At 73.8% G+C, this 9,315-nt stretch carries 8 protein-coding genes; 1 reads left to right on the forward strand and 7 read right to left on the reverse strand.

Annotation, left to right across the window (positions count from 1 at the left end; genetic code table 11):
• Positions 1-51 precede the first annotated feature (51 nt).
• From ACFXDE_RS30760 to ACFXDE_RS30790, 7 genes are all read right to left on the reverse strand, one after another.
• Positions 52-825, reverse strand: a complete 774-nt coding sequence (locus ACFXDE_RS30760) for a hypothetical protein (protein ID WP_380497937.1) — start codon at positions 823-825, stop codon at positions 52-54.
• 1,302 nt (positions 826-2,127) lie between these two features.
• On the reverse strand, positions 2,128-3,534 hold the full coding sequence (locus tag ACFXDE_RS30765) for a family 2B encapsulin nanocompartment shell protein (RefSeq protein WP_380440242.1): 1,407 nt from the start codon (positions 3,532-3,534) through the stop codon (positions 2,128-2,130).
• Between the two features lie 453 nt (positions 3,535-3,987).
• Positions 3,988-4,797: a DUF1963 domain-containing protein gene (locus ACFXDE_RS30770; RefSeq protein WP_380497938.1), complete on the reverse strand. Its 810-nt coding sequence runs from the start codon at positions 4,795-4,797 to the stop codon at positions 3,988-3,990.
• 189 nt (positions 4,798-4,986) lie between these two features.
• Positions 4,987-5,496 carry a hypothetical protein gene (locus ACFXDE_RS30775; protein ID WP_380440238.1) on the reverse strand — a complete coding sequence of 170 codons (510 nt, stop codon included), beginning with the start codon at positions 5,494-5,496 and terminating at the stop codon, positions 4,987-4,989.
• A gap of 203 nt (positions 5,497-5,699) precedes the next feature.
• Positions 5,700-7,208: a PLP-dependent aminotransferase family protein gene (locus tag ACFXDE_RS30780; RefSeq protein WP_380497939.1), complete on the reverse strand. Its 1,509-nt coding sequence runs from the start codon at positions 7,206-7,208 to the stop codon at positions 5,700-5,702.
• 51 nt (positions 7,209-7,259) lie between these two features.
• A complete protein-coding gene (locus ACFXDE_RS30785) occupies positions 7,260-7,796 on the reverse strand; it encodes a hypothetical protein (protein WP_380440234.1) in 537 nt (178 codons plus the stop codon).
• A 72-nt stretch (positions 7,797-7,868) separates the two neighbouring features.
• Positions 7,869-8,381, reverse strand: coding sequence for a universal stress protein (locus ACFXDE_RS30790; protein WP_380440232.1), 513 nt, complete (start codon positions 8,379-8,381; stop codon positions 7,869-7,871).
• Between the two features lie 549 nt (positions 8,382-8,930).
• On the opposite strand from ACFXDE_RS30790, the gene ACFXDE_RS30795 reads away from it, so the two are divergent.
• Positions 8,931-9,315 (forward strand): transglycosylase family protein (locus tag ACFXDE_RS30795; RefSeq protein ID WP_380497940.1); only part of this gene is annotated, 385 nt, incomplete at its 3' end.

The following is a 9,315-nucleotide window of genomic DNA, read 5'->3' on the forward strand; positions in this document are numbered from 1 at the left end:
GCGCTGCCGTTCGAGTGGCGCCGGCCCTCCGGCCCCCCGGCCCTTCGGTGACTAGTCGCCGCCGCCCAGGTTCAGGTGCGGAAAGAGATCGGTGAACGGCTGCGTGGTGACGCGGACGCTCCCGCCGAACGGGTCGTCGAAGTCCCAGATCATGAACAGCAGGAACGCGATCAGCGCGCTGAAGCAGCCCGCCAGGATCAACTCCCGCGGCGTGCGCCGGATCTGGAGCGCGAAGAGCATGCCGAAGGTGACCAGCCCGCCCGCGATGAGCCCGAACCAGACCACCCCGGGCATCGTCGGCCCGGCGTTCTGCCCGCGCGCGTTGCGGGCGTCGGTGGCGGCGGCGATCCGGTCCATCACGGGCTGGTAGGTCTGCGCCTCCAGCTCGTTCGCGGGCTGCCGGGTGGCGACGTCCGAACGCACCTGGGCCAGCAGCTCGTTGCCCTTGTCGGAGACGCTCCCGTGGTCGCGCATGTAGTCCCACTCGACCTGGACGACGTACGACACGTAGGCGTCCACGTCGGCCCTGATCTTGTCGCGGACCTCGGCCGGGTAGACCACCGCCCGGTCGCTCACCTCCTGGAGCGACTGGGCCTCGCGGAACACGCCGTCCTGGGCGCTGCCGCGCGCCTCCCAGACGCCCGCGATCGCGAGGCCGAGGACGATCGCGTAGACCACGCCGATCATCATCGTGATGTACTCGATCACGTCCGGGGTCTCGGCGTGCTTCACGGTGCCCACCCGGCGGTGCCGTAGCACGACCATCGCCACGACGACGGCACACGCCGCCGCCATGGCGATGGCCAAAGCGACCCACTCGTCCATGGGGACTCCCTTCTCTGGCTCTGCTCGGTGACGGGGAATGTCGGGGTGGGGCCCGGACGCGAAAGGTCCGGGCCCAGCGGGTTGTTCAGGGGTTCTTCGGGGGTCGTTCCGGGGGGCGGGCGGCGGTCAGGAACCGCTCGACCGGCCTCGGCCGCCACCACCGCCGCGACCCGGGCGCAGCGCTGCCGCCGCGATCACCGCGGGCACGGTCACGATGAGCATCGTGGTGGTCGTCTTGGCGGTGCGGTGGTGCACCGGGGCCTCCGCCAGGGGCTGACCGACCGGCACGTGGTAGCGGACCTGCGGCGCGGGAGTCGGCCACGCCGGGGTCGGCGGGGGCGGAGGCGGCGGGCTCGCCGCCGGGGTGGGGAGCACCGCGGCCGGGCTCGGCGAAGGGGCCGCGCGGGGCACGGGGGGCGCCGGCCGGGGCGTCTGCGGCACGGCCGGGGCGGGGAGTCGCGGGGCCGGCGCCGGTGCGGGCGGCGGCGGGGGTGCCGACGACGGGGGCGGAGGCGCCGGTGTGTGCGTCGGGCTCGGGGGTGTGGCGCTCGGCGTAGGGGTGGGTGCCGGAGTAGGGGTGGGGGTCGGCGTGGGGGTCGGTGTCGGCGTCGGGCTCGGGCACGAATGGTGATGGTGTCCCCAGTGGTACCCGTGGTCCCCGCCCTTGCCGTCCTGCCCGTCGTCGTCATCGTCATCGTCGTGCGGCCGGCACGGGTGGTGCCAGTGCACCTGGACGTCCACGCCGACCCCGACCCCGACGCCGACGTCGTGCCCGTCCGGCCCGACGTCCACCGAGACGTCCGTGCCGGTGCAGACGCAGACGTCCGCGACCGGCCCGTGCGGGTGTCCCCCGCCGTGGCGCACGGCGCCCGAGGCCGACGCGCCGCTCAGCAGCGCGCACATGGCCACCACGCCGACCGCGGCACCGGCCACCCGCGCCTTTCGCCCGCGGACGGCACGTCCTCGGCCGTCCACCGGTATCCGGCGGAGCTGCCGGGGCTGCCGGGGCTGCGGCATGGATCCACCCACCTCTCGGATCGTCGGGAAAGCACACCGCCGTTGCGGGCAGAGTGCTCTGGGGCAGGAAAGCCGGACGGAGGGGCGCAGCAGGACCGGCACGTGCCGTGCGGAACCGCGGACCGCGGGTCCGCCGCCCCCGTCAGGCGAACGGCCCGCCTCCGGGGGCGGGCCGTCCGTCATCTGGTCAAACGATCTTCGAGCGGGCCGGTTACGGCCTCGGCTCGTTCCGGGAGCAAAGATCGACCGCCGCTCGCGGTCCGGCAGCCGAGGGCCGCCCGGCGCTCAGTGACGGCCGTGCGCGATCTCGACGTTCTCCAGGACGCCGACCGCGTCCGGCACCAGGATCGCGCACGAGTAGTAGGCGCTGACCAGGTAGGAGATGATCGCCTTCTCGTCGATGCCCATGAAGCGGACCGACAGCGACGGCTGGTACTCGTCCGGCAGGCCGGTCTGGTGCAGGCCGATGACGCCCTGGTTGTCCTCGCCGGTACGGATCACGAGGATCGAGCTCGTGTTCTCCTTGGTGATCGGGATCTTGCTGCACGGCAGGATCGGCACCCCGCGCCAGGCCGGCACCTGCTGCCCGCCGAGGTCGACGTGGTGCGGGTAGATCCCGCGGGCGTTGAGCTCGCGGCCGATCGCCGCGATGGCGCGCGGGTGGGCGAGCAGGTAGTCGGGGTCGCGGCGGCGGTTGAGCAGCTCGTCCAGGTCGTCCGGGGTGGGCGGGCCGGAGTGGGTCTGGATCCGCTGGTCGAAGTCGGCGTTGTTGAGCAGGCCGAACTCCGGGTTGTTGATCATCTCGAACTCCTGCCGCTCGCGCAGGGCCTCGATGGTCAGGCGCAGCTGGTGCTCGATCTGGTTCATCGGCTGGTTGTACAGGTCCGCGACGCGGGTGTGGACCTTGAGGATGGTCTGCGCGACGCTGAGCTCGTACTCGCGCGGCTTCAGCTCGTAGTCCACGAAGGCGCCGGGCAGTTCGTGCTCGCCGTGGTGGCCGGCCGACATGGCGATCTCGGCCTCGCCGCGCTCGTTCTGCGCCTGCAGCGGCAGGGCCAGGAACTCCTGGAGGTGCTCCTGGAGGGTCGGCGCGTTGTCGCGGATCTGCTCGAAGTCGCGGCGGCTGAGCGTGAGGACGACACCGGCGGTCGCGCTCTTGGCGGTGTACTCCCAGACCGCGTCCGGGTTCAGGATGGCGTCGTCGCCGAAGCGGTCGCCGTCGCCGAGCACGCCGACGACCGTCTCGTCGCCGTACTTGCCCGTGCCGATCTTGTTGATCTTGCCGTGCGCGATCAGGTAGATCCGGTCGGCCGCCTCGCCCTGGGTCACGAGCACCTCGCCGGGGCCGAAGTCCCGCTGCTGGCAGCGGTCGGCGAGGGCGGTGAGCACGTCGTCGTCCTCGTAGCCGCGCAGCAGGGCGAGCTCGCCGAGCTCGCGGGGGATCACCCGGACCTCGGACCCGGTCTTGATGAACTCGACCACGCCGTTGCCGACGGTGTAGGTGAGGCGACGGTTCACCCGGTAGGCACCGCCGTGGGCCTCGACCCAGGGGAGCACCTTGAGCAGCCAGCGGGAGGTGATCTCCTGCATCTGCGGTGCGGACTTGGTGGTGGTCGCGAGGTTGCGGGCAGCGGCTGTGGCGAGGGACTGCTGCTGTGCCTGCTGTGTCTCGGTGCTGGTGTCGACGGGCATCGGCAGGGGTCTCCTTCATCTGGTCGAAATCACGCGGGCGGGTCGGACCGATCCGTCCCGGCCGGAGCCATGGCGGATCATCAGATACGCGTATTGGTGGGGGTTTTGGCGAAGTCTGCGCAAGCGCGGGCGCCTCTCCCGGCGGCCCACCCGGAACCCTAGATCACCGGGGCCCGGCCAGAGCCGTACGGCGGCCGAGTGCCCCCCGATAGGGTGAATCTGATCCGGATCCGCCCGCTCCGCGCGAAAAGCCTGTCAAACGTCCGTTCGCCGCGCGGATCCGCGTGTGCCGGAGGCCTGGTCAGGGCCGCGTCGCGGAGCCGCCGGGGCCGCGACCGGCTGCCCGGCCCCGGGGCCGCGACGGGCCCGACGGGGTGGCGTGCGGCGTCAACACGACGCACCGCCACGCCGGTTGCGGCGTGGCGGTGCGGTGGTTCGTGTGCGGGGCCGTGGTCAGGCCACCTCCATGCCGTGGCGCACGCGGTCGAAGCGCCCGGCGGCCAGGTCCTCGTCGGTGATCCAGAACGAGACGTTGACGGTCTCGCCCCAGTGCGCGCCGGCCGCCGAGGCCTCGACCTGGAGCAGCGGGCGGTGCCCCTCGTGCCGTCCGGTGTCGGTGTCGCACCAGCCGAGCACCCGGACGTCGGGGCCGGGCAGGTGGTCGCGGAAATCGGAGGCGAGGTCGAGCGCGACCATGAAGTCGTCGGGGAACAGGTCCTCCAGCTCGCGGTCCTGGTAGGACGGCGCGGACAGCGCCCAGTCCGCCCGCAGCGGCACGGCGGCGAGCGGGGCGAACTCGCCGCGGCCGGCCGGCTCGGGCCGCGGCGGCGCCCCCGCCGGGACGTGCAGGACGCGGCACCCGTGCCCGGCGTAGTCCGAGAACAGGTCGTCGTGGAAGAACAGCAGCAGCCCGTCGGCCGGCAGCGGCCACGGACCGCCCGGGCCGGTGGTGCGGTGGGCCTCCGCCAGGCCGGCGCAGTCGAGTTGGGCGAGGAGCTGCATCGGGTGCTCGCCGTGGCGGGGCCACGCGACGTCGGCGGGCAGCGCGGCCGGACCGCCGAGCAGGCCGACGGCCGGGCCCGTGGCGGCCTCCTCGCCGGAGTCGTCGTCGAGGGCCGGGGTCAGGGCGAGGGAGGAGCGGAGCAGCCGGTCCACGAGCGGGGCGGTCCGCTCCCCGGCCCGTTCCCGGATGGCGGCGTACACGGCGTACGGCATCGGCACGAGCAGGTCGTCGGCGGGGTCGGTGCACAGCGGTTCGGACATGGGACCCAGCCTGCCAGCCGCCACCGACAGCGGCCGGGCGCGGGCGCGCGAACGGCCCGTCAGGTGCCGGTACGGGGGTGGCCGGCACCTGACGGGGGATCGAGGGGGTCGGGGGGTTCAGGAGAGGTCGGGGAAGGCCGGGTGATTCACCGGGATCCGGGGGACGGACGAAGGGTTGCGGGAACCGGGTCAGGCGCAGGGCACCTGCGTGCCGGGAATGTTGACGATGCCGGAGTTGTTGGACAGGCCGGCGTTGTACTCGTAGTACAGGTAGGTGTAGAGGTCGATCCGGGTGGACGGTCCGCAGGCCGAGTCCTTGGCGACGGTGAAGGTCACGCTGAAGCTGCTGGAGGCACCGGGCGCGAGCGGCACGTTGTAGCGGGCGATGCCGCCGTGCACGTTCTCGCTGCACCCGTTGGTCTGGGTGCCGCACGCGGTGGCGGTGAACTTGAGGCCCGGCTCCAGGGTGGTCGGATAGGTCGGCTGGACGCTCTGGTAGACGAACTGGATGGGCGTGTCATAAGGGTTGGTCAGCGTCAGTGCGAGCGTGAACGAGCCGCCCGGGGTGGTCGTCGCCCGGTCCACGACGGCCGTGAGGGGCAGTGGCGCGGCCGCCTGGGCGGGCGCCGCGGAGAGGAGCAGGCCGGCGGCGGCCGGGATCGCGGCGAGAGCGGAACGGCTGAGATGTGTTCTGCGCATGTCCATGGAGCGTAGGGGGCGGTACCGCTTCCGTTGCTCCCCTCCGCCGCGGCCGGTACCGGGTGACGACGCACGGGCGGACGCGGCGGGTCATTGCGCACGCGTTCCGCCCCCGAGCCGTCGCCCGGCACCGTATCCTGCCCGCCACGCGGCCGGGTGCGCCGCGGGGCCGGCCGGACGACGCTCCCGGGGCCCCGCTCCGCTCAGGCCGGCGCCGGCAGGATGTCGCACAGCGCGGCGAGCGCCGCCTGGTAGGCGTGGTCGGGCGGGGTGGCGTAGCCGACCACGAGTCCGTCGGCGGCGGGCATGTCCTGCGCCGCGAGCCCCGGGTGCCGGTAGTCGGCGAGTCCCTCCACGGCGAGGCCCCGGTAGGCGGCGGCCTTGAGCACCGAGCGCTCGGTGCCGGGCGCGAGCCGCAGGACGGCGTGCAGACCGGCCGCGATGCCCGAGACGGCGACGTGCGGGGCGCTCTCGGCGAGGGCGGCCACCAGCCGGTCGCGGCGGTCCCGGTAGCGCCGGCGCATCCCGCGCACGTGCCGGTCGTAGCCGCCGGAGTCGATGAACTCGGCGAGCGTCAGCTGGTCCAACGCGCTGGCCCAGCCCTCGCGTTCGCCCTTGGCCGCGAGCACCCGGTCGACCAGGTGGTCGGGCAGCACCATCCAGCCGAGGCGCAGCGCGGGCGACAGGCTCTTGCTCGCCGTGCCGAAGTAGACCACGCGTTCCGGGTCGAGGCCCTGGACGGCGCCGACCGGCTGGCGGTCGTAGCGGAACTCCCCGTCGTAGTCGTCCTCCAGGACGAGCCCGCCGCGACCGCGCGCCCAGTCGACGACGGCGGCGCGCCGGGAGGGGTGCAGCGGCCCGCCGGTGGGGAACTGGTGGGCGGGGGTGAGCAGGACCGTCCGGACGTCCTGGAGGTCCCGGCTCCCCGCGTGCCCGCGGCCGCCCGTCAGCCCGGCCGTCCTGGCGCCGTCCTCGTCCAGCGGGAGCGGCACGGTGGTGACCCCGGCGCGGGCCAGCAGCCCGCGGTGGAAGGGCAGCCCGTAGCCCTCGACGGCGAGCGGCCCGTTCTCCCCGGCGGGCAGGACGGCGCCCGCGCCGTCGAACAGCAGCCGCAGCGCGTGCGCGAAGCCGGAGCAGACGACGATCCGGTCGGGGTCGGTGCGCACGCCGCGGGCGCGGGCCAGGTAGTCGGCGAGGACGGTGCGCAGCTCGCGCCGCCCCTGCGGGTCGCCGGGCCCGAACGCCTCGTTGGGCGCGGCGGTCAGGGCGCGGCGCCCGGCGGCGAGCCAGCCGGAGCGCGGGAAGGAGGCGGCGTCGGGCTGCCCCTGGCGCAGGTCGTGGACGGGCCCGGGGCGGACGGAGGGGCGGCGGGCCCTGGCCGTCGGCACGGGCTCGGCGCGCTCGGCGACGGTGGTCCCGGAGCCCTGGCGGGCGGTGAGCCAGCCCTCGGCGACGAGTTCGGCGTAGGCCTCGGCGGCGGTGTTGCGGGCGAGGCCGAGGTCGGCGGCGAGCGTGCGGTAGGGCGGCAGCCGGGTGCCGGGGGTCAGCCGTCCGCTGCGGATGGCCTCGCGCAGCGCCGTCATCAGGGCCGCTCTGCGGCCGCCGGTGGCGGGCAGGTCGAGGTGGAGGTCACTGCCGGTCTGGTGGGCGGGGTCGGTCGACTGGTGGGCGGGCTCGGGCTGGCGGGGGTGCGTGACCGGCGTGTCCGTCATGGTCACGCACCCTATCTCCGCCGTGCCGCACGCCCGTTGGGCGGCCCCGGCTCAGCGCACGCCGTACTGCGGGGCCTCTCCGTACTGCGGGGCGGCCGGCCGGAACATCCCGTCGAACGCCCGGTACAGCTCCGGTCCCTTGGCGCCGGCCACGCTCAGCCGGACGACGTCGCCGTCCGCCTTGCGCACGGTGGCCCGCAGGCCGCCCTGCGGGTCGGTCTGCTCGTACTGGATCCCCGCGATGCGCTCGACCGCGAGCGTGTACTTCGCCGGCTTGCCGCTGCCGAAGATGTCGATGATCTGCTCGCTCAGCCAGGCCAGGGCGCCGGACAGCAGCGAGAGCCCGAAGCAGGAGAAGAAGAAGACGGCGTTCGCGTTCTCCAGCTTCGCGAGGTGGGCCTTGCTGATGATGTAGCCGAAGCCGAACAGCGACACCAGCGCCAGGAGCATGAAGATCCCGAACCCGACGAGGAAGATCCCCCGCCAGTCCCACCCCGTCTCCACCGGCTCCACCGTGAAGCGCTTGTCCTCGAACTTCAGCGTGACGCTGCCGCCAGGCTCCGCCTGGACCCCCGTGATCTCGATCATGGGTGCGGAGCCTAGCGTTCCCGCCTTCCGGCTCCGCACCGGGGCCCGCTGCGGAGCCCGCTGTGGAGCCCGCTACGGCACGACGGTCACCGGCCAGCGCCCCGCCTTCACCAGCCGGACGGCCACCGAGCCGATCACCCGGTGCCCGGCCTGCTCGGAGGCGCCGACGACGACGGCGTCGGCCCGCAGTTCGTTCGCGAGCTTGGCCAGCCCCGTATAGGGGTCGCCGCGCATGGTCAGGAAGTGCCACTCGACGCGCCACACGTCCTTCATCCGCTGCTCGGCGTCGCGCAGGGCCGCCAGCAGTTCCTCGGCGATCTCCTGCGTCGTCTCCTCCACCGCCGCCCCCGCCAGTGCCGTGGCCGCGCCGAGCACGGGCTGCACGTACGCCACCGCGAGGGTCGCGCCCTGCCGCCGGGCCAGGCCGGCCGCGTAGGCGGTGGCCCGCCAGGAGGAGTCCGAGCCGTCCAGCCCGGCCAGGATCACCTTCGGTCCGTCCGTCCCCAGCTCGAACCCGGCGGGTGCGACCGCCGCCCCGGGCTCCTCGGCACCGCCGAGCGCCTCCGCATCGCTGTCATTGCTCATGCGCCCGCCTCGCTTCGCTCGCCAGGGGCATTCGCCCATGCGCGCCTACCGATGATTCGCTCGCTCCGCTCGCTCATGCGCCCGAGGCTATGCCCGCCACCGGGAGTGAGGACACGGGGCACTCCGGGTGAGGCCTGTGGTGCGGGCCACCCCCGGGCGCGCCGGGGGCGGCGGATCCGGCACCGGGAGCCCGCGGACCGTCACTGCCCGTCGACGGTGTGCGCGGCCTCACACGGCCCGCCGAGTGGTCCGGACCACTTCGCCGGGCTCTTTGATCTTGGAAATAGGGGCAAAAAGCTCCAAAAGCGCCCAATTCCTTGATCCTTACGCCCGGTAACACCCCGCTGACCTGCCTTGATCCGTAAATCCTTGAAACCGCCACGACCGCCCCCGTACCTTCGAACCCGTTGCACCGAGCACACCGCTCCACCGGGCCTCACCGCCCGGGAGCCGGAACCGGTGCCGAACCACGCGAGTGCGTGTCCCCGAAACCGACGGCCTTCCGAGGGCCTGGTTCCGCGCGCTCGCAGAACCTCCGAAAGGAACCGCATGACTTTCCGTAACGAGACCGCCGCTGCCACCGCCATCGCCACCCCGAAGCGCCGCAACCGCGTCCGGATGGCTCTGATGGCCGGGGCGGTCCTCGCCCTGCCGGTGGCCGGCCTCGTCACGGCGACGACCGCCTCCGCCGCGCCGGCCACCGTCTGGGACAAGGTCGCCGCGTGCGAGGCCACCGGCAACTGGGCCGTGAACTCCGGCAACGGCTTCTACGGCGGCCTGCAGTTCACCTCCAGCACCTGGGCCGCCTTCGGTGGCACCTCCTTCGCCCCGCGCGCCGACCTGGCCACCAAGGACCAGCAGATCGCCGTCGGCGAGAAGGTCCTCGCCGCCCAGGGCCCCACCGCCTGGCCGATCTGCTCGGTCAAGGCCGGCC

The organism is Kitasatospora sp. NPDC059408 (assembly GCF_042751525.1).
In the GTDB taxonomy this organism is placed as follows: Bacteria; Actinomycetota; Actinomycetes; order Streptomycetales; family Streptomycetaceae; genus Kitasatospora.